This window comes from Pseudomonas frigoris (assembly GCF_047758635.1).
GTDB classification, from domain to species: Bacteria; Pseudomonadota; Gammaproteobacteria; order Pseudomonadales; family Pseudomonadaceae; genus Aquipseudomonas; species Aquipseudomonas frigoris.
In genome coordinates, this window is sequence record NZ_CP180479.1 from 5024047 (window position 1) to 5041848 (window position 17802).

Below are 17802 nucleotides of genomic sequence, written 5' to 3' on the forward strand. Positions count from 1 at the left end.
CTTTTTAAGAGCAATTTATGTGAAGCCCATACGAAATGGATCTAAACCAAGCGTGACGCGGGCTCTAAGGTGAACTTGTACGAAGTTGTCGTCGGGTTTTGCCGAGGCGCTCGTCAAACAGGAAGTGCAACGCTCTGCCGTCATGGAGAAATGCAGGCAGGCATCAGGAAATAACAATAAAGGCGGTCAAGCCATGTTCAAACAATCGAAAGTACGTCAAGCCGGGCTCATTCTTTTCGCCACTACGCTGTTGTTGATTTTGCCGAACCTGACCAAGGTGATCGGCTAGTCGGTCATTAAAAAATACGGCGCCAGGTTTTATATCGCCCTCTAAAAATGTGACTGGCTCGCTACCCGGGCCAGCGTGGGTGTGCCAACCTTTACGGCACTTCCACGACATGGACGGCGATCACTTGAAAACGCTCATTCTTTTCGGGGCCTTGCTGCTCAGCACGCCTCTGTCTGCCGCACAGCTGAACCTTGAGCTGGGCGCGAGCAGTCGCACCTGGCAAACCGAAGAATTGCTAAAGCATCCTCAGGTTCAGACCATCACCATCAGCAACGACGTTTCCTACAAACGGGACATGAGTTATCGCGCTGTTCCGGTGGCTGCGTTGTTGACGGGCATCAAGCCTGAAGACCATTTACAGGCGGTAGCCCTAGATGGTTTTGCCGCAGAACTGTCGGCTGCGCCATTGCTCAATACCCAGGGTGCGCGCGCATGGTTGGCGATTGAAGAACCCGCCAAGCCGTGGCCACCGCTGTCGGAAGGCAAACCCGGCGCCGGGCCGTTCTATCTGGTCTGGACCGATCCTCAGGCGAGCGATATCAGCCCCGAGCAATGGCCATTTCAAGTGGCGAGCATCAAGCGCTTGGCACCGGTGGCCGAGCGCTTCCCTGCCCTGCTGCCCGATCCGGCGTTGAAGGCTGACGATCCGGTGAATAAGGGCTTTGCGCTGTTTCAGAAGAATTGCCTGGCGTGCCATCGATTGAACGGCGCCGGGGATGCGCAGTTCGGGCCGGACCTGAATATTCCGTTTAACCCGACCGAGTACTTCGGCGCGGATTTCCTCAAGCGCTACATTCGTGATCCGCAGAGCTTGCGCCAGTGGCCACAGGCGAAGATGCCCGGGTTTTCGGCGACGGTGTTGCCGGACGGGGATCTGGAGAGGTTGGTGGGGTATTTGAAGCATATGGCTGGGCGCAAGGTTAAACCCTGACATCATTCCCCTGTGGGAGCGAGCTTGCTCGCGATGGCGGTGTATCAGTCACAGAAGTGCTGGCTGATACGACGCTATCGCGAGCAAGCTCGCTCCCACAGGGGGGTGTGGTATATCGGTTTACTGCTGCTGGACGGAGATAACCGGTAATGGTGTTGGCGACACAAACACTTTCGCATGCATCTGCTCGCAACCACCGCCACGCCGCATGCCACGTACCGGGCAGGCATCCAGGTAATCCAGGCCCACCGCCAGTTTCAGATGACGCTCAGGCCGCGCCAATTCATTGGTCACGTCAAAGCTGTACCAGGCGTCGTCGAGCCAGGCTTCCGCCCAAGCGTGACTGGCCAGGTGTTCGCTGTTCTCGCTGTACAAATAGCCCGACACATAACGCGAAGGAATGCCCAGGCTGCGAGCGCAGGCGAGAAACGCGTGGGTGTGGTCCTGGCAGACGCCCGAACGCCCGGCGAAGGCCTGGGCGGCGCTGGTGTCCACTTCGGTGGAGCCCGGCGTGTAGGTCATGTGCTGGTTCAGGCCATGCATCAAGTCGATCAACGCCGTGCGATCCCGGCGTTGCTTGCACTCCTTCTCGGCGAACGCACGCAGGGCTTCGTCGGCTTCGGTCAGGCGCGTGAAGCGCAAGAACGGCAGCGCCGACTGGCTTTCATGCTCCGCCTCACGCAATTCGTCGATGTCCACCTGACCCCGGGCGCCGATGATGATCGCCTCGTGAGGCTCGTCCAGGGTCAGCACGTGCAGGATGTTGCCGAACGGATCGAGTTGCGCGCGCACCGGGCGCGGCAAGTCGAGCTGCCAGCTGAGCACATGCTGGCGCTCGCTGTCGTGGGGTGTCAGTCGCAGGTACTGGATGCTCGCCCGCACCTGATCTTCGTAGTGATAGGTGGTCTCGTGGCTAATGGAAAGTCTCATGCAGCCTCCAGGTAGGAACTGTGTATGGCGTTACCCAACTGGCGTACCAGCGGGATGAACTCGGTCAGCCAGGCGTGCAGGCCTTCGTCGAGAATTTCGGTGATGCCGGTGTAGCGCAGGCGTGCGTCCATTTCCGCTGCCAGGCGTTGCGCGGGACGGCCATTGGCCCCCGGCAATTGGGCAAGGATCTGGTCGATTTCTTCTGTGCAGGCTCGCAATGAACGCGGAACGTCAGCACGCAGCAACAGCAACTCGGCCACATGCCGGGCGCCGGGCGCATCGCGGTAGATCTCGGTGTAGGCCTCGAACGAGGACAACGCCCGCAGCAAAGCACTCCACTGGTAATACGCGTGAGCGGTGCCATCGCTGACCGCCTCGGCCTGATCGCCAGCCATTTCGTAGCGGGCGTCGAGCAGGCGCAACGTGTTGTCGGCCCTTTCGATAAACGTTCCCAGACGAATAAAGCGAAACGCATCGTTACGCATGATCGTGCCGTAGGACGCGCCGCGGAACAGGTGGGAACGTTCCTTGATCCACTCGCAGAAACGGCTCATGCCGTAGCGACTCAAGCCTTGATCAGCTATCCCACGAATTTCCAGCCAGGTGGCATTGATGTTTTCCCACATGTCGGCGGTGATTCGCCCACGCACCGCATGGGCACTGGCCCGCGCAGCGCCGAGGCAGCTGTAGATGCTCGCCGGGTTGGCCGCGTCCAGGGCGAAGAAATGCAGCAGCCGTTCAGCATGCAATTCGCCGTGACGCTCCAGGTAATCGTCCAGGGTGCCGGTGATCAACAACGGCATGGCGAGTTCATGCAGGCCATCACCGCGGCCATCCTGTGGCATCAGCGACAGCGAATAACTGATGTCGAGCATCCGTGCGAGGTTTTCCGCCCGCTCCAGGTAACGCGACATCCAATACAAATCCGAGGCAGTTCTACTTAACATGGCAGGCTTCCTTCAATCCTCGACCACCCAGGTGTCCTTGGTTCCGCCGCCTTGGGATGAATTCACCACCAGAGAGCCTTCGCGCAGGGCAACACGGGTCAAACCGCCAGGCACAACCCGGGTTTCGCGGCCAGACAATACAAACGGACGCAGGTCGATGTGGCGTGGAGCGATGCCGTTTTCGACAAAGGTCGGACAGGTCGACAGGGACAACGTCGGTTGCGCGATGTACGCATGGGGCTTGGCTTTGATCCGCGCGCGGAAAGACTCGATTTCCGCCGCCGTCGCCGCCGGCCCGACCAGCATTCCGTAACCGCCGGAGCCCTGGGTTTCCTTGACCACCAATTCCGGAAGATTGGCCAGTACGTGGGACAATTCAGAGGGATTACGACACTGCCACGTCGGCACATTCTTCAGAATCGGCTCTTCATCCAGGTAGAAACGGATCATGTCCGTGACGAATGGATACACCGACTTGTCGTCCGCGACCCCGGTGCCGATGGCATTTGCCAGCACGACATTGCCGGAGCGGTACGACGACAGCAGCCCTGGAACGCCAAGCATCGAGTCCGGGTTGAACGCCAACGGATCAAGGAATGCATCGTCGAGGCGACGGTAGATCACATCGACGGCTTTCGGCCCGTCCGTGGTGCGCATGAACACCTTGTCATCCCGCACGAACAGGTCCGCGCCTTCCACCAGCTCAACGCCCATTTCCCGCGCCAGAAACGCATGTTCAAAGAACGCGCTGTTGAAACGACCCGGCGTCAGTACCACCACGCTCGGGTTATCAATCGGGCTGGAGCTTTTCAGGGTGTCGAGCAACAGGTTCGGATAGTGGTCGATAGGGGCAATGCGCTGGGCCGCGAACAACTCGGGGAACAGCCGCATCATCATCTTGCGGTCTTCCAGCATGTAGCTGACGCCGCTCGGTGTACGAAGATTGTCTTCAAGCACGTAGTACGTGCCGTCGCCATCGCGCACCAGATCGACACCGGAGATGTGGGAATAGATATCGCGGTGCAAATCCAGCCCTTGCATCGCCAACTGGTATTGCTCGTTGGCCAGCACCTGCTCGGCCGGAATGATGCCTGCCCTGATTATGCGCTGCTCGTGATAGAGGTCGGCGAGGAACATGTTCAACGCCTTGACCCGCTGAATGCAGCCGCGCTCGACAACTCGCCATTCACTGGCGGGGATGCTGCGGGGGATGGTGTCGAAGGGAATCAGGCGCTCTGTCCCTTGCTCATCACCATAGAGCGTGAATGTAATCCCGGCGCGATGAAATAACAGATCGGCCTCGCGTCGCCGTTGTGCCAAAAGCTCGTCAGGCGTTTCGGCCAGCCAACGGGCAAACTCCCGATAATGCGGGCGGACCTGGCCGCCGGCATCGTACATCTCATCAAAATAGGTGCGGATCATGCCGTACTCCTTGTCACCCGGACATCTGGGCTTCGCAAAGCCCGTGCCATCGGCATAAACGCTTTGATATCAATCAGTTGGATAATCGCACCGCACGCACCGCACCAATCCTGTGCGGTAAATGCCCCCAGCTGATCGCCCCCGCTTCATTGCGAAGCAATGTTGTCGCCTCTCACCAGCATAGCCAGAGTTGATTTCACTGCCCGGGAGTCGCTGCGGATAATCCGCGCATTCGCTGGAAAACTTGATGAACTTCCCTTTAGCCGCCTGTTCAGGCGGCTTTTTTTTGCGTTTTTGAAACGTTATGAATCAAAAACACGATCAAGAGATCGCAGCCTCGTTTCACTCGACAGCTCCTACAGGTGAAACGAGGCTGCGATCTTTTGATCTTTCCAAACCCACAAACGAAAACGGCCAACCCGAAGGTCAGCCGTTGCTGAGTGTTGTCACTGTTCATAAGTTATGCGAGTCGCCCTCGTACCTCCTGCTTCACGCCCCATCCTTCGATGATGCCGCCCAAAGGCTCGACCACCGCCTCGAAATTCTGCTCAAAATCGCCGATGCCGTCATAGGTGGCGTACATCACTTTGCTCAGTTCCAGGTACCACGCGCCGTCGTCGCGCACGCTGATTTGTGCATTCAAGGATTCACCACAGTAATGCCCTGCCGCCCTGCGCGCCCGCTCCTCGTCCGGGAAAATGGCGTAGAACTCGATGGGATGGAATCGTGAAAAGTCGAAGCCGCCTTCTTTCATGCGGCGCAAGACGCTGGTGCTGATGTCTTCTTGATAGGCTGTGCTCATGAAACGTCCCCCTCAGACTGATGGATAGACTTTCCGTATTCCCGGCACTCGCAACCGAATGGGGCGAGCGATGCGGCAACAACGTTGCCGGTGGGAAGCAAGCATGTAGCTGACAAGACCAGACCTTAGCGATCCGTTCGCTGATCTCGATTGCAGAGTAGCCTCAAGATAGAGCCGCTGCCAAGGCCTGGTTAGGAATGTGACAGGAGATGTTCAGATTGGCGTGATGCTGAGGATTTCAATGCTGTACTGGGTCTTCAGACTTTTGACAGTCGGATCATCGGTGCGCCCTTCCAGATCGTTGAGGTCCAGTTCGGCAGCCACAGGCAGACACCGGGCGCGAATGAGCTTCGCGGCTTGTTCATTGTTCGGGCATTCATCGCTTTCGAACACCTCGTCAACTTGTTCACCGTGATCATCAACGAAAGTGACTTTCCACTTTTGCATCAGGTGCCTCCTCGATAAAACCCATGGATGGGCTTACATGTATCTCGACATTCTTCCCCGGCCAATCGTTCAACCGGACCTTCTATAAGTGAAGCATGAAAAAAGGGCCAACTGCGGTGTGTTTTCACACAACCTGAGAGGGCCCTTTTCTGGCTTGCTCGATATCAGTCGTTGCTAGGCTTGTTCACAGCCTGCAGGACGTATTGCGGCAAGGCGAACGCGCCGATGTGGATTTCCGGATTGTAGTAGCGGGTGATGATGCCGCTGCCGGCGAAGCGCTGCTGCAGGGTTTCGCGGGACAATTTGCGATAGGCGGTATTGGTCGCGCCCCATGCGAAGGTCATGGCGCCACCGATGTAGGTCGGCACGGCCGCCTGATAGAAGTGCCAGTCCGGGAACAGGCTGCGCAGGCGCCCGGCGGTGGTTTTGACTTCTTCGATTTGCATGAACGGCGTGCCGTTCTGGGTCACCAGGATGCCGCCTTCGTTCAGGCAGCGACGGCAGGCCTGGTAGAAGTTTTCCGAGAACAGCACTTCGCCCGGGCCGATCGGGTCGGTGGAATCGGAAATGATCACGTCGAATTTTTCGGTGGTGGTGGCGACGAAACGCATGCCGTCGTCGATCACCAGGTTCAGGCGTGGATCAGCGAACGCACCTTTGGAGTGGTTCGGCAGGAATTCCTTGCACATGTCGACCACGGTGCCGTCGATCTCGACCATGGTGATGTGCTCGATGCTGCGGTGCTTGGCCACTTCACGCAGCATGCCGCCATCACCGCCACCGATGATCAGCACGCGCTTGGCGGTGCCATGCGCCAGGATCGGCACGTGGGTCAACATCTCGTGGTAGATGAATTCGTCGGCTTCAGTGGTCTGGATCACGCCGTCCAGCGCCATGACGCGGCCCATGCGCGGGTTTTCGAAAATCACCAGGTGTTGGTGTTCGGTGCGCACTTCGTGCAGCAGTTTTTCCATGCGAAAACGCTGGCCGTAGCCTTCGTAGAGGGTTTCCAGGTACTCGCTGGTCGGGGTGTTGCTCATGGGAAGTGCTCCGATGAATGCGGGTGGCAACGGACGGTTACCCGACCATGATGGCCAATCGATCAGCTCGATTGCCCCGGGAAAGGCGAGAATTCTACGTTGCGGAACATGACAGGTCGAATGTGGAAGCGGCGGTGCGGCGATCCGACTTGCTCGCGAAAGCGGTATGTCAGTCACATATATATTGGATGTGACGCAGCCTTCGCGAGCAAGCCCGCTCCCACAGGTTCGGTGTTGTTTCCGGGAAACCGGTCAGACTCGGACGTTGCCCCGTGGCCCGGCAATGGCCCAGATGATCAGGCCCAGCACCGGCAGCAGCAGGATCAGCAGCACCCAGATGATTTTCATCCCTGTGTCGGCACCACTTTTGAGCACGTTGATGATCGCCCAGATATCCAGGGCAAGAATAATCAGGCCAATCAGACCGTTGAACGTGGAACCCATGGTGTCGCTCCCTAAGAGTGGTTTGCACTCTTAGGATAGCCGGGCCTTGCGAGGGTTCCGTTTTTTAAACGTGGACGGCGATTTTGAGGGCTTCCAGCGAGGGCGCGGCAGCGATGCCGACTTTGGCGCACAACTCGAGTACGCGCGGCACGTCGTTGCCGTAGACCAGCACCACTTGCAGTTCGTCGTCGAGCAACTGACTGAAGTTCATCAGCGTGTAACCACCGTTTTCCTTGTTCATGCTGCCCATCTGCACCTGAATGCGATTGAGTGCGGTCAGGGCTTCAGTCTTGGCCAGTTGCTTGGGCTTGATATTGAAATCAACCCCGGGCCCGAACGAGGCGACGATCTGGGCGAACAGGTCCATGTAGGTGTCGGCCTGGAACAGCACGGTCTCCGGAAGACTGCCGATGACGACCCACTCGCCCAGCGGAATCGGGAACGTTTCGTCGTAGTTGATATCCGGATTGGCCGTCAGAAAAGCCTCGGGATCGGCGTAGGCCTGGGCCGCTTCGTCAGCGACTTTCAGGATTTCGTCATCGCTCATGCACCCGGAGCTTATTTTGCTGATGAGTTCGACGAGTGCGGCTTTCATGGGGCGGAATCCTGTAGCGAGGGAAATTTGAAGGCGCGAAGGATAGCGCATTACGCCCCGCAATTCCTGTGCGCGAGCATGGCCGGGATTGTTGACCCACATCAAGACCCGGCACCCTGAGTAGCGGCACAATACTGGCACCTTGCCGAAACTGTTTCCGCTATCAGAGAAGACCTCCATGGGTGCCTGGCTTAGCAATATCTCGCTGAAATACAAATTCTGGGCGGTCAACGCCGTCGCCTTCGTCACGACCTTGCTGCTGGTGTTGTACGCCGTACAGCTCGAACAACAGGCCCGCAGCCATGCTTATCAGGCATCGGCACAAGCCCAGGCGCGACTGCTCAACGCCTGGCCCGCCGGGCAGCCGCTCCCCAACGCCGATAACGTGCTGACTTTCAGTCGCGGGCAGGCACCGCTGCTGAACGGGCAGCCGGTACTGGAACTGGCCGATTCCAACGGCTGGGTCGGAATCAATGCCATGCCGCTGTTCGGCAACAACCCGTTGATGGGCGCTGAAGTGTTTACGCGCACGGATGGCAATCAGGTCGCGGTGATTGCCCATGGCCCGAGCCTGACCCAGGTATTTGGCGAGCGTTTTCCCAACTATGCCGTGGCGGTGGCAATCCTGATGCTGGCGATGCTCGGCGCTTCGCAATTGTTGATCCGCTTCCTGCTCAGCCAGCTCAATACGCTGAAAGACGTGATGCTTCACGTCGAGAAAACCGGTGACCTGTCGGCCCGTGTGCCGCTGGCCTGCACTGACGAAGTCGGGCAGATGGCCAATGCCTTCAACGCCATGCAGGCCGGTTACCAGCGGGTGGTCAACACCGTCGCCAGCACCGCCCGGCAACTGGATGTCGGCGCGGCACGGTTGGCGTCGAGCATGAACGAGGTGCGTCACGGCATGCTCGGCCAGCAAAGCGAAACCGATCAGGCCGCCACGGCGATCAACGAAATGACCGCCACGGTCTATCACATTGCCCAGCACGCTGGCGCCACCCGCGATCTCTCGCAAACCGCCGACACCCTGGCCGGCAGCGGGCAGGAAGTGGTCAGTCGGGTGCAGAAGTCGATTGCCGGCCTGTCCAGCGGGGTGCAGCAAACTGCCGAGATGATTCAACGTCTGGCCGAGGACAGTCAGAAAATCAACGGCGTGGTCAGTGTGATTCACAGCATCGCCGAGCAGACCAATCTGCTGGCGCTGAACGCAGCGATTGAAGCGGCCCGTGCCGGTGAAATGGGTCGCGGTTTTGCGGTGGTTGCCGATGAAGTGCGCAACCTGGCCAAACGTGTCCAGACCTCCACTGACGAGATCACGATCATGGTTTCCGCGTTGCAGGCAGGGACTCGGGACGCGGTGGATTTCATGCAGGAAAGCTCGTTCAAGGCCGACGATTGCGTGCAGCAGGCTCAGGAGGCCGGCGTAGCGTTGGCAGAAATCACCAGCGCCGTGGCACAGATGCGTGAAAGCAACACGCAGATCGCGGTGGCGGCCGAGCAGCAGAGCCACGTGGCGGAAGAGATGAATCGGGCGGTGGTGAGCATTCGGGATGTGACCGAGAACACCGTGCAGCAGACCGTGGAGTCGGCGACCACCAGCAATGAGCTGGCGGCGTTGGCCGGGGAGTTGAGCAAGGCTATCGGGCAGCTGAAGCTGTAAGGACCCCTTCGCGAGCAAGCCCGCTCCCACAGGGTTAGCGCCACTTCAATATTTGCGCATTACCTGTGGGAGCGGGCTTGCTCGCGAAGGCGTCAGCTCAATTAACATCAATTCCGAACATGACACCTATCACTCCGATAGCCAGCCTTGATTCGCCGACTGGCTTGCCCCGGCCTATTCTTTGTTCAAGAGCCTCAACGAACCAAGGATTACCATCATGGGCAAACGTCACCCCAACCTTCCCGCCTGGCAATGGCGAGCGTACCCGAACAATCACCAGCACCCGACCAATCTGGTGCTGCACCTGATTGCCGTGCCGCTGTTCATCGTGGCGTTTCTGCTGATTGTCTCGGGAGTGTTCAGTCTGAGCTTCGCCAATGTCGCGATTGGCGTCATTGGCCTGCTCGCCGCCCTCGGCCTGCAACGCCACGGTCACCGCCTGGAGGCGCAAGCCTCCGAGCCGTTCAGTGATCGCAAAGATGCCGTGTCGCGCTTGCTGGTCGAGCAGTTTCTGACCTTCCCACGGTTCTTCCTGAGCGGCGGCTGGTGGCGCGCCTGGCGTGAGCGCCACCGTCGTCACTGATCAGGCGAAAATCGTCACCGTCTGCCGGCTCATGGCAATCAACTGACCGTCCGCGTTCCACAATTTCGCGGCCGCATGACCGTAGCCGTCAGCGGCATGCTCGATCTCGACGAGGTATTTGCACCAGTCCAGCGTGCTCAATTCAAGCAACGGCTGGACGAATTCGATGGTCCAGGTCAGCGTGCTGCCCATCGCCGGTTTTTTCAGGTGCGGCAACAGCGCCGGAGGCCAGGCGTCGACCAGCGCCAGGATATGTGCCTCGCTGACCGCTTCTTCCTTCACGTCGCCACGCAAGCGCACCCAGCCGCCCATCTCGCGGGATTTGTTGCCGGTGAACGGCAGACCGCCGACGCTCCAGCGCATCGCCAGATGCCGCATGAACTCTGGAGTCACGCCTTTGATGTAAGGCAATTCCTGACAGTCGTCCCAGTGTTTCATCTCGGGCGCCGGTTCGGCGATCACCGCCACCTCCGACGGTCGCGAGGCGCCGAAGCTGCCCTGGACCAACGTCACCACCTGGCCTTTCTGCATTGCCCGACCCAGCACCTGGCTGACCGCTTTGCCTTCGCGTAACACATCGACTTCAAAGCTGACCGGCACTTCTGGCTCGACCGGACCGACAAAGGTGATCGCCAGCGAGCGCACCGGACGATCCGCCGGGACTTTTGCGCGCATGGCTTCGTACTGCAAGGCGGCCACCAGGCCACCGAAGCTGGCACGCCCCTGAGCCCATTCGGCCGGGATAGACAGCTCCAGCGGCTGGCTGCGGACAGCGTCGAGCAGATCGGAAAAGCGCATGGAAACCTCGGTGCGGGAAAAGGATGAAGGGATCTTAACCAGCCTGCGGGGGTGGCACAGCGCTTATTCCGGCCAAAGAAGCTGACAGATAGGCCGTGTGCCGGACATCGATTCAAAATTCAACAGTGATCAAATGTGGGAGCGGGCTTGCTCGCGAAGACGGCGGCACATCCAAAACAGATGTGACTGACAGACCGCTTTCGCGAGCAAGCCCGCACACACATTGGCTCAGTGTGGCCCCCCCTAGGGTGATCAGGCCCGATTTGTGGTGGTTTCAGGATTTGAAACAGGCGGCGCTGAGTTTGTCGAGGACGCGGTCGGCGCGGCCTTCGGCCTTGGCCATGGCGGTTTTCCAGGCCGCGACGCAGGGCTGCAAATCGGCTTCCTGCTCGGCCATGGCCAGCCATTGCAAGCAATCGTGCCAATCGCCCAAGGCACCTTGCGCGGACTTCAAGCGCGGCATCGCCGCTTTCGGCAGTCGATCCAGTTCGGGATAGGCTTCGATGCCGTAACGCACACGCTTGATCAGCAGGCGCAAACGGTGGCGATCATGCGCCGGATCGTGCAGGGCTTTGTCGAGTTTTTTCCACTGCTTGGCCAAACGTTTTTCGATGCGCCGGCGCAAGCCCTTGAGCAAGCCCTGACGTTGGGAGGCCCGCAGAAAACGCGGAAAGGCGTCGAGGATCATCAGCAACTGCGCCACTTCAGGACTCGTAGCGACCGCTGGGTAAGCCTCAGCCATCTGCGCCATGCGCCGATGGGCAGCCTCGGGTTGATCATGCTCGAGCAAGTACGCCGCCAACACTTCGCGATCGCGCAACGGCGTAGTCAAGTCGCCGACCCGGGACGCCGCCGCTTCCAGCTGTTCGACCCCGGGTAAGCCGCGCAATGGCCGCAGCAGACTGCGCAAACGGCGAACCGTGGTGCGCAGATCGTGCAGCGCTTCAGGGTCGGTGCGCGCACTCAAGCGTGCCTGACAGGCCAGCAAACGGACTTCCAGGCCCAGGACATGGGCCACCAACCGATCAACCAAGGCAGACATCACTTGCTCCCTGAATCGAATTGCCCCTAATGCCTACATCATGCCTCAACGGCCGGCGCGCGACTCACGAATATAGAAACGCGCCTTCTCGGCCTTCTTGGCGCAGCCTTCGAACGCTTCGAATTGCTGCTGGGTCTTGGCACCGGTCAACAGCGACAGCGCCTTGGAGTAACTGACATTCCCGGCGAAACCTTCAGCCTTGGCCAGGTCCAGCTCATGCCACGCCGCATCGATCCCGTTGGCGCAGCTGTCACGATAAGCGGTTTTGCCGGCGCAACCGGCGAGGGCCAGGGCAATCAATGACACACAGATCCAGGCTTTCATCACTCACACCTCAAAAATAGGTTAACAGTCGTGCAGTTAAGACGGTCTGGCGCGTGAAAAGTGCCTTGGTCCCACCGCGGAAACTTTAGCGCTCGCGAGAATACCCATCTACCGCCATGGAGTGTCGAAAAAACGACGCACTCGCCTCACGAAACGACCTTAGCGATTGAAGCGCGCCCCTCGATGGGTGCATTGTTGAACCTTGTCAGACGAGGGCGATTCATGAAAAAGCGTGTCGCACTGGTGCTGGGCTCAGGTGGGGCCCGGGGGTACGCCCATATCGGGGTCATTGAAGAAATCGAACGGCGTGGCTACGACATTGCCTGCATTGCCGGATGTTCCATGGGCGCGGTGGTCGGCGGGATCTATGCCGCTGGTAAACTCGACGAATATCGCAACTGGATCGAAAGCCTTGATTACCTCGACGTCTTGCGTCTGGTGGACGTCAGTTTTCGTCTGGGTGCGATTCGCGGGGAGAAGGTTTTCGGGCAGATCCGCAAGATCGTCGGCGAGATCAATATTGAAGACTTGCGCATCCCTTACACGGCGGTAGCCACCGACCTGACCAATCAGCAGGAAATCTGGTTTCAGGAAGGATGCCTGCACCAGGCCATGCGCGCTTCGGCGGCGATTCCCAGCCTGTTCACCCCGGTGATGCAGGGCAACCGCATGCTGGTGGACGGCGGCATCCTCAACCCGTTACCGATCGTGCCGGTGGTGTCGAGTCATTGCGACCTGATCATCGCGGTCAACCTCAATTCCACCAACCAGCGCCACTATCAACTGCCGGTGATCCAGCGCCCGGCGGCGTTCAAGACCCGTTTCGACAGCCTGATCAACTCGCTCGGTTCAAAATTGCCCTTCCGCCGCAAACAGGCGGAGCAATTGCTGCTGCTGGAAAAGGAAGCGTTGATGGCAGAAGCGGCCGAGATCAACCCGTGGATCGAATCCGCCGCACCCGAAGCCCAGCAACCGGCAGCCGCCCCTGAACGCGACGGCGCACCTAAGTCCGCCACCGGCTCGTTCATCATCGACAACGTCGGCCCGGCCTCTTTGCTGGATCTGATCAACCAGAGTTTCGAGGTGATGCAAACCTCATTGGCGCAGTACAAGATCGCCGGTTATCCGCCGGATATTTTGATCAACGTGCCGAAACGGGTGTGCCGGTTTTTCGAGTTTTACAAGGCGCCGGAACTGATCGCGCTAGGGCGGGAGATTGCGCGGGATACGCTAGATCGGTATGAGAATGAGCGGGATTCCTGAACTTCTCGAGTGAATGAAAAGGCCTCATCGCGAGCAAGCTCGCTCCCACATTGGAATGCATATCCCTGTGGGAGCGAGCTTGCTCGCGATGACGCCGGATCAGACAACACAAATACCTAAAGGCTGCCCTCACTCAAAAGCCGATACCCGACCCCCGCCTCAGTGACGATGAATCTGGGCTGAGTCGGATCATCCGCCAGTTTCTGGCGCAGGTGCCCGACCACAATCCGCAAATAGTGAGTGTCCTCGGTATGGGTCGGCCCCCAGATGTCCTTGAGCAGTTGCTGCTGGGTGATGACCCGCCCCGGATGCCGCGCCAGTTGCGCCAGCACCGCGTATTCCTTGCGGGTCAGCGCGACTTCGGTGCCGTCGAGTAATACCCGGCGATAAGCCAGGTCGACGGTCAACGGGCCGAACGTCAGCGCCGCGGGTTGCGCTTCTCCCGCCGGCGCCTGACGCAACAAGGCACGCACCCGCGCAAGAAACTCCTGAATGCCAAACGGTTTGGTCACGTAGTCGTTGGCGCCGCCGTCCAGTGCTTCGACTTTCTGCCCTTCACTGGCGCGCACCGAGAGCACCAGCACCGGCACCGTCGACCACTCGCGAAACTCGCGCAGCACTTGCTGGCCGTCCATGTCCGGCAGGCCGAGGTCGAGTACCAGCAGGTCCGGTTTATTCAGGGCAGCCTGGGCCAGGCCCTCGGTGCCGGTGCCGGCCTCCAGCACTTTGTAGCCCTGGGAGGCGAGGCTGATGCGCAGGAATTTACGGATCTGCGGTTCGTCGTCGATGACCAAAATGGTCGCGGTCTGGCTCATGAATTCACATCAACACAAAGAAGTGGCAAGAGAGTAGCGCAAGCGCGATCAGGCTTCACTTTCGGCTCTTAATTTTCAAAGGCCGGCTGAGCCTGCAATGGCAGGTGCAAGGTGATGCAAGTGCCGCGCCCTTCGATGCCATCGGCGACACTGATCCGCCCGCCGTGAGCACCGACCATGCCCTGACAGATCGCCAGCCCCAGCCCGGTCCCCTGCCCGCCACGATCACCGCGCGCCGCGGTGTAGAACATGTCGAAAATCTTTGCCCGCTCTTCCTGCGGAATCCCCGGCCCTTCATCGCTCACCGAAAAAAACAGCTCGCTGTCGTCGGCTCCGGCGCGCAATTGCAGGCGACCGTGAGACGGTGAAAACCGCGCGGCGTTTTCCAGCACATTGACCAGCGCCTGTTCGATCAGCGCGGCGTGGACGTAAAGCAGCGGCAACTCCGGCGGCACTTCGGTGGCCACTTGCAACGGCGCCAGCACGGCGCGCAGACGATTGAGCGAACTGCCGACGATGTCGGCCGGCGACACCCAGTCCCGCGCCAGCTTCAGGGCGCCGTGCCCGAGGCGGGTCATGTCCAGCAGGTTCTGAATGTAGCGATCGAGGCGCTCGGCTTCATCGCGAGTGCCTTCGAGCAGTTCGCGGCGATCCTCCAGCGGGATTGCTTCACCGAGGGCCAACAGGCTGTCGATGCTGCCGCGCATGGAGGTCAGCGGCGTGCGCAAATCATGGGACACCGAGGCCAGCAAGGCACTGCGCAGTTGCTCGGTTTCGCCGTGCAGCCGGGCGGCTTCCAGGTCTTCGGCCAATTGCGCACGCGCCAGCGCCTGAGCCAGCGGTTGGCTCAGCGCAGTCAACAAACGCCGACGCTGACCACTCAAGGTCTGGCCCTCTTTGGCACACACACCGAGCAATGCCAGCGGCCCGTCTTCCACCGACAACGGCCACCACCACCAACGTCCGAACGGCAGCGTGCCGGTGCCCGCGCCCGCCGGTTGATCGTGTTGCCAGGCCCAATCGGCAGCAGCGCGCTCGGCTTCGGAAAATTCCAGCGGGCCACCGGTTTCGACTTTCCAGCCGCCCTGCCCGTCTTGATTGAGCAGGCAGAGTTGCAGATCACTCCAGCCATCGAGGTGCTGGGCCGCGGCGCTGACCACCGCCTGGCGGTCGGTGGCAGCGGTGAGTTTGCGCGACAGGTCGAGCAGTTCGGTGGTCTCTTCCTGAGTGTCGCGCAGCGCCTGCAATTGCCGCCGTTGCCGGGCCGCGAGGTTACCGGTGAGCGCTGCCATCAGCAGGAAAAACAGCAAGGTCAGCACGTCTTCTTCGCGCTGGATGCGGAAAGAAAAATTCGGCGGAATAAACAGAAAGTCATAGGTCAGAAACGACAGCGCCGCACAGGCCAGCGCCGGGCCAAGGCTGCTGCGCACCGCCACCAGCAACACCGCGGCGAGGAACACCAGCGAAATATTCGGTAGCGGCAAGACACTCGCCACCGCCCAGGCCAAGGCACTGGCGAGCACCGTCGCCACCAGCGCCAGCGCGTAGTCGAACCACACCAGTGCCTGCGCCGAACGCTGACGCGGCTGATGCTGTTCGTGATCGCTGTCGAGGACGTTGATTTCCAGCCCGCGCGCATCGCGCAGCAAACGTGACGCCAGACCGCCGCCGAACAACCGTCGACGCAAACGCTGCCGGGACTGACCGACCAACACCAGACTCGCGCGGCGTTCGGCGGCGTGCTGGATCAAGGTTTTTGCCACTTCCCCGGCGCGCAACAGCACCACTTCGCCGCCGAGGCGTTCGGCCAATTGCTGGGCACTTTGCAGACGCAGCCGTGACTGCTCGTCACGCACGCTGCCGTTGTCCACATGCACCAGGCTCCACGGCAAATGCCGACGCTGGGCGACGCGGCTGGCGTGACGCACCAGACGCTCGGCCTGTGCATCGCCATCGACGCCGACCAACAGGCGACCGCGTATCGCCGGCGCCGCTTGGCCCAGCTGGCGATAGCCCTGGGCCAAATCATCATCGACCTGAGCGGCGGCGGTTTGCATCGCCAGTTCCCGCAGGGCCGTGAGGTTAGTCTGGGTGAAAAAGGCGTCGATGGCCGCCCTCGCCTGCTCCGGCACGTAGACCTTGCCATCGCGTAGACGCTCAAGCAGCTCGCGCGGCGGCAGGTCGATCAGCAGCAGTTCATAGGCTTCTTGCAGCACCCAGTCCGGCAGGGTTTCGCGAACCTGCACGCCGGTGATGCCACGCACTTTGTCGTTAAGACTTTCCAGGTGCTGGACGTTGACCGTGGTGAATACGTCAATGCCTGCAGCGAGCAGTTCCTGAATGTCTTGCCAGCGCTTGGTGTGGCGACTGCCGGGGGCGTTGCTGTGCGCCAGTTCGTCCACCAGCACCAGTTTCGGTTTAGCGCTGAGCAAACCGTCGAGGTCCATTTCTTCGAGCATGACGCCACGGTATTCCGAACGCACCAACGGCTGCTGCGGCAAGCCGCCGAGCAGCGCTTCGGTCTCGGCGCGGCCGTGGGTTTCGACCACGCCGGCAATGACTTTCACGCCCTGACGCAGTTGGGTGTGGGCTGCCTGGAGCATGGCGTAGGTCTTGCCGACACCGGGTGCGGCGCCGAGAAAAACCTTGAGCCGGCCACGGCCATCGCGGGGCAGGTCTGCTAACAGCGCATCGGCGCGGCCGGAGTCACTCATGCTTGAAGCTCTCTTTTTTCAGATGTTGATGTAGTGATTGTTCAGCCGCCTTCGCGAGCAAGCCCGCTCCCACATTTGATCTTCAGTGTTACGCAGATCCAGTGTGGGAGCGGGCTTGCTCGCGAATGGCGCCACCACCGTTCTACAGGCTTTCCAGCGCCATGTTCAGCGCCAACACGTTCACCACCGGCGGCCCCACCAATGGCTGCTCGATATGCGCATCCATCAACTGCTGAAGCGTAGACACCGGCAAATTGCGCGCTGCCGCAACACGCGCCAGTTGATAGGCAATCGCGGCCGGTGGCAAGTGTGGATCGAGGCCGCTGCCGGAGGTGGTGACCATTGCCAATGGCACCGGACCCTGGCCCGGCACCAGCAGCTTGTTGGCATCGTCGATCACCCGAGTAGCCAGGGCCGGGTTGCTCGGCGAGAGGTTGCTGGCACTGCTCGACACGGTAGCAAATGCACCGGCCGATGGCCGAGGATGGAACCAGGCGTCACCGACGAAATCCTGCGCGATCAGTGAGGAGCCGCGGACCTTGCCATCGGCGTCGTGGACCAGGCTGCCATTGGCTTGATCGGGGAATGCGACCTGGGCGACACCGGTGACCACCAGTGGATAGGCGACGCCGGTGATCAGGGTCATCAGGACGAGCAGGCTCAGGGCCGGACGTATCATTGTAGACATTTCAGAATCCTCGAAATCAGTGAACAAGTGCAGCGTTCAGTCAGGTGAGCCGTGTCGTGTTTTTCGCG

Annotated in this window: 18 protein-coding genes; 4 read left to right on the top strand and 14 right to left on the bottom strand. The window is 60.2% G+C overall.

Annotated elements, in window-relative coordinates; all coding sequences use genetic code 11:
• Positions 1-398: 398 nt before the first annotated feature.
• The gene (locus ACMXYH_RS23085) at positions 399-1220 is read left to right on the top strand and encodes a c-type cytochrome (protein WP_415765069.1); all 822 of its coding nucleotides are present in this window, start codon (positions 399-401) and stop codon (positions 1218-1220) included.
• 120 nt (positions 1221-1340) lie between these two features.
• Here ACMXYH_RS23085 and ACMXYH_RS23090 read toward each other — a convergent pair whose 3' ends face one another.
• The 8 genes from ACMXYH_RS23090 to ACMXYH_RS23125 all read right to left on the bottom strand — a co-directional run bounded on the left by ACMXYH_RS23090 (position 1341) and on the right by ACMXYH_RS23125 (position 7847).
• The gene (locus ACMXYH_RS23090; RefSeq protein WP_134421816.1) at positions 1341-2150 is read right to left on the bottom strand and encodes a transglutaminase family protein; all 810 of its coding nucleotides are present in this window, start codon (positions 2148-2150) and stop codon (positions 1341-1343) included.
• Positions 2147-3097 carry an alpha-E domain-containing protein gene (locus tag ACMXYH_RS23095; RefSeq protein ID WP_008148807.1) on the bottom strand — a complete coding sequence of 317 codons (951 nt, stop codon included), beginning with the start codon at positions 3095-3097 and terminating at the stop codon, positions 2147-2149. The genes ACMXYH_RS23090 and ACMXYH_RS23095 overlap by 4 nt, the downstream gene beginning before the upstream one ends.
• Positions 3098-3109: 12 nt before the next feature.
• Entirely contained in the window at positions 3110-4519 is a 1410-nt protein-coding gene (locus ACMXYH_RS23100; protein WP_129442542.1) for a circularly permuted type 2 ATP-grasp protein, read from the bottom strand.
• A gap of 460 nt (positions 4520-4979) precedes the next feature.
• Positions 4980-5321 (bottom strand): ribonuclease E inhibitor RraB, encoded by a 342-nt coding sequence (locus ACMXYH_RS23105; protein ID WP_415765072.1) that lies wholly within the window; start codon positions 5319-5321, stop codon positions 4980-4982.
• Between the two features lie 213 nt (positions 5322-5534).
• Positions 5535-5768, bottom strand: a complete 234-nt coding sequence (locus tag ACMXYH_RS23110; protein WP_129442539.1) for a hypothetical protein — start codon at positions 5766-5768, stop codon at positions 5535-5537.
• 164 nt (positions 5769-5932) lie between these two features.
• Positions 5933-6808 carry a polyamine aminopropyltransferase gene (speE, locus tag ACMXYH_RS23115; protein ID WP_056744151.1) on the bottom strand — a complete coding sequence of 292 codons (876 nt, stop codon included), beginning with the start codon at positions 6806-6808 and terminating at the stop codon, positions 5933-5935.
• A gap of 252 nt (positions 6809-7060) precedes the next feature.
• Positions 7061-7252, bottom strand: coding sequence for a PLDc N-terminal domain-containing protein (locus ACMXYH_RS23120; protein WP_059404672.1), 192 nt, complete (start codon positions 7250-7252; stop codon positions 7061-7063).
• A gap of 64 nt (positions 7253-7316) precedes the next feature.
• Positions 7317-7847 carry a hypothetical protein gene (locus tag ACMXYH_RS23125; RefSeq protein ID WP_415765074.1) on the bottom strand — a complete coding sequence of 177 codons (531 nt, stop codon included), beginning with the start codon at positions 7845-7847 and terminating at the stop codon, positions 7317-7319.
• A 178-nt stretch (positions 7848-8025) separates the two neighbouring features.
• Here ACMXYH_RS23125 and ACMXYH_RS23130 point away from each other — a divergent pair, with 178 nt between their 5' ends.
• Both ACMXYH_RS23130 and ACMXYH_RS23135 read left to right on the top strand, forming a co-directional pair.
• Entirely contained in the window at positions 8026-9507 is a 1482-nt protein-coding gene (locus tag ACMXYH_RS23130) for a methyl-accepting chemotaxis protein (RefSeq protein WP_415765075.1), read from the top strand.
• 217 nt (positions 9508-9724) lie between these two features.
• Entirely contained in the window at positions 9725-10090 is a 366-nt protein-coding gene (locus ACMXYH_RS23135) for an Mpo1-like protein (protein WP_129442530.1), read from the top strand.
• Here ACMXYH_RS23135 and ACMXYH_RS23140 read toward each other — a convergent pair whose 3' ends face one another.
• The 3 genes from ACMXYH_RS23140 to ACMXYH_RS23150 all read right to left on the bottom strand — a co-directional run bounded on the left by ACMXYH_RS23140 (position 10091) and on the right by ACMXYH_RS23150 (position 12254).
• Positions 10091-10888: an acyl-CoA thioesterase gene (locus tag ACMXYH_RS23140; protein ID WP_129442528.1), complete on the bottom strand. Its 798-nt coding sequence runs from the start codon at positions 10886-10888 to the stop codon at positions 10091-10093. It abuts the gene before it with no gap.
• Positions 10889-11162: 274 nt separating this feature from the next.
• Positions 11163-11930, bottom strand: a complete 768-nt coding sequence (locus tag ACMXYH_RS23145; RefSeq protein ID WP_415765077.1) for a CHAD domain-containing protein — start codon at positions 11928-11930, stop codon at positions 11163-11165.
• Positions 11931-11975: 45 nt separating this feature from the next.
• Entirely contained in the window at positions 11976-12254 is a 279-nt protein-coding gene (locus ACMXYH_RS23150; RefSeq protein ID WP_415765078.1) for a hypothetical protein, read from the bottom strand.
• A gap of 222 nt (positions 12255-12476) precedes the next feature.
• On the opposite strand from ACMXYH_RS23150, the gene ACMXYH_RS23155 reads away from it, so the two are divergent.
• Positions 12477-13517, top strand: a complete 1041-nt coding sequence (locus ACMXYH_RS23155; RefSeq protein ID WP_415765079.1) for a patatin-like phospholipase family protein — start codon at positions 12477-12479, stop codon at positions 13515-13517.
• A 116-nt stretch (positions 13518-13633) separates the two neighbouring features.
• Here the strand turns inward: ACMXYH_RS23155 and ACMXYH_RS23160 are convergent, their stop codons facing one another.
• The 3 genes from ACMXYH_RS23160 to kdpC all read right to left on the bottom strand — a co-directional run bounded on the left by ACMXYH_RS23160 (position 13634) and on the right by kdpC (position 17734).
• Positions 13634-14332 carry a response regulator gene (locus tag ACMXYH_RS23160; RefSeq protein WP_415765081.1) on the bottom strand — a complete coding sequence of 233 codons (699 nt, stop codon included), beginning with the start codon at positions 14330-14332 and terminating at the stop codon, positions 13634-13636.
• Positions 14333-14400: 68 nt separating this feature from the next.
• On the bottom strand, positions 14401-17046 hold the full coding sequence (locus ACMXYH_RS23165; RefSeq protein ID WP_415765082.1) for a DUF4118 domain-containing protein: 2646 nt from the start codon (positions 17044-17046) through the stop codon (positions 14401-14403).
• A gap of 142 nt (positions 17047-17188) precedes the next feature.
• Positions 17189-17734 (bottom strand): potassium-transporting ATPase subunit KdpC, encoded by a 546-nt coding sequence (kdpC, locus tag ACMXYH_RS23170; RefSeq protein ID WP_129442509.1) that lies wholly within the window; start codon positions 17732-17734, stop codon positions 17189-17191.
• Positions 17735-17802: the final 68 nt, after the last annotated feature.